This is a genomic window from Microcystis sp. LE19-10.1B (genome assembly GCF_027530565.1).
Lineage (GTDB): Bacteria > Cyanobacteriota > Cyanobacteriia > Cyanobacteriales > Microcystaceae > Microcystis > Microcystis aeruginosa.
Genome location: NZ_JAPZQM010000711.1, coordinates 1 through 2,098 on the forward strand (window position 1 = coordinate 1; position 2,098 = coordinate 2,098).

The 2,098-nt window shown below is 41.7% G+C and carries 3 protein-coding genes; 2 read left to right on the top strand and 1 reads right to left on the bottom strand.

Features of this window, described 5'->3' with window-relative positions; translation table 11 throughout:
• Both O9332_RS25230 and O9332_RS25235 read left to right on the top strand, forming a co-directional pair.
• On the top strand, positions 1 to 822 hold an 822-nt coding region (locus O9332_RS25230), incomplete at its 5' end, for an IS4 family transposase (protein ID WP_288027838.1).
• Positions 823 to 957: 135 nt separating this feature from the next.
• Positions 958 to 1,380 carry a hypothetical protein gene (locus O9332_RS25235; protein WP_043999542.1) on the top strand — a complete coding sequence of 141 codons (423 nt, stop codon included), beginning with the start codon at positions 958 to 960 and terminating at the stop codon, positions 1,378 to 1,380.
• Positions 1,381 to 1,402: 22 nt separating this feature from the next.
• On the opposite strand, the gene O9332_RS25240 is transcribed toward O9332_RS25235, so the two are convergent.
• Complete coding sequence (locus tag O9332_RS25240) at positions 1,403 to 1,933, bottom strand: ATP-binding cassette domain-containing protein (RefSeq protein ID WP_288027841.1); 531 nt, start codon at positions 1,931 to 1,933, stop codon at positions 1,403 to 1,405.
• Positions 1,934 to 2,098: the final 165 nt, after the last annotated feature.

The window sequence follows — 2,098 nt, forward strand, 5'->3', positions numbered from 1 at the left end:
AGTCTAATTTATGACAAGAGAGCCATCCCAATCTATTGGGAGATATTGGATAAAAAAGGAAGTAGTAATCTCGAAGAACAGCAGCGAGTATTGGGGAAAATATTGACGGTGCTATCAGGTCATAAAATCGTGGTGTTAGGAAATAGAGAATTTTGCTCGGTCAGTCTTGGAAAGTGGCTTCAGAAGCCGAGTTTATACTTTTATTTAAGACAAAAAAAAAGTACAAATGTCAAGACAAAAGAAGGAATTTATCAAGAAATGAGAGAGTTAGGTTTAAGTCCAGGAACTCAACTATTTTTGAATGATGTCAATATTACAAAAGAGCAGGGATTTGGACAGTTTAACTTAGCTGGTAAGTGGAAAAAAACCTATCGGGGTTTTCAAACAAAAGAACCTTGGTATATTCTGACAAATTTTGGGGATTTAGAGACGGCAATAATGGCCTATCAAAAAAGATTTGATATTGAGGAGATGTTCCGAGATTTTAAGTCGGGAGGCTATAGCTTAGAAGGTTCTCAATTAGCACCGAAATACCTATCAAAGCTGATAATTGTTATAGCTATCGCCTATACAAGTGCCACAATGCAAGGTAAAAAAATTAAGGATATGGGAATCCAAAAATATGTCACAAGACCTGAAAAAAGATATAAAGGTCAACGCAGACACAGCAGTTTTTATGTGGGTCAACATCTCTATCATTGGCTCCAGCTACATCAAATTTTCCCAAAAAATATAGAAGAGCTAATGCAAATTAGCCGCTATCGGTTGAAGGATTACATCAAGGGACAAAGAGCTATATCGCTTGCCCTATCTACCTTCTAGCTCGCTTGTCCCCCTCTCAGGTGGCAACGAGGTCTATACTGATAGTTTCTTCGGCAAAATAGCCCTAAAAGTCTTACCCGATAAACATTTCACGATTCCATAAGCAAAAATTATCACACAAAGTCGAGAAGAGCCATGAATACGAATAACGATAGACAACATCTCAAATTATTATCAATCTTCCACTATATTGTGGGAGGGATTCTTGCCTTTTTCTCTCTCTTTCCACTTATCCACTTTACTATCGGTTTACTCATCATTACCGAATCTATTTCAGTACATTCATCTGGGAATTTACCGCCTCAAGCAGCCGGATATATTTTCGCCGCTGTTGGTGGCCTACTTTTCATATTAGGAGAAGTTTTTGCTATTGCTACCATTGTATCGGGGCGATTCCTCAAACGCCGCCAGAGATACTGGTTTTCCTTCGTTATGGCCTGCATCCTCTGCTTATTCACTCCCTTGGGGACAATCCTCGGAGTCTTCACGATTATTGTTCTCTCCCGCCAGTCCGTCAAGGATCTATACGGGCTTCCTAATGCAGATACCGTTAATTAACATCTCCAAATGAGAGCGGCCTTCAATAAATAGGCTTAGTAGCAGCCGCCGTCAGGCTCAATAAGAAAGCCACGAACTGGATACTGAAAATAATAAATGCTATCAACTGACCCAGGGATAATTGAGCGGCGAGGACTGGGGAAGCCCCATACCAGAAAAGGAAGAGTACGATTAGGGTCAAAGGCAAGCGGAAAGAAAGAGGAAGAGGTTCTGAACCAGACTCGGCTACCAATCTGTTTCTTTTGAGAAGGTAATAGGTTCCACAGGCTAGGGCAGTTAGTCCAGTGGAAGCAAAGGCAAGTTGAGGACTGTAAATAGCCATTAATGATAGCATGGCCAAGACTTTAGGGAGTGTGACAGCGACTTTGAGAAAGAGTTTCCTAGCCAGACCGTTGCCTATGATGGCGGCGGTGAGAGCGGTTAGGCCGATCTCCGAGGCACTGGCAAAGAGAGTCGTCACTATCAAGAAAACACCCCAAAAGTTGAGAGCCTCAGGCGAGTTCTGGATGATGACCTTATCGATAATCACCTGAATGACTAAGGGGATAGACAACCAGAACAGAGTACCGAAGGCACTTAAGAGAATTACAGAGAATGATTGATCCTATAATAACGGGAAAATCCTCAGAGTGAGGAACTCGCATGAAACCAGCATCCCTGATTCAACTAACCGATAGTCTGAAAGCCCTTTATATCAAAACTGCCCAAAAGCTGAAAG

Bases quoted from the DNA above. Each gene is read 5' to 3' on its own strand.
- O9332_RS25235 (WP_043999542.1), top strand. From the start codon at position 958: ATGAATACGAATAACGATAGACAACATCTCAAATTATTATCAATCTTC.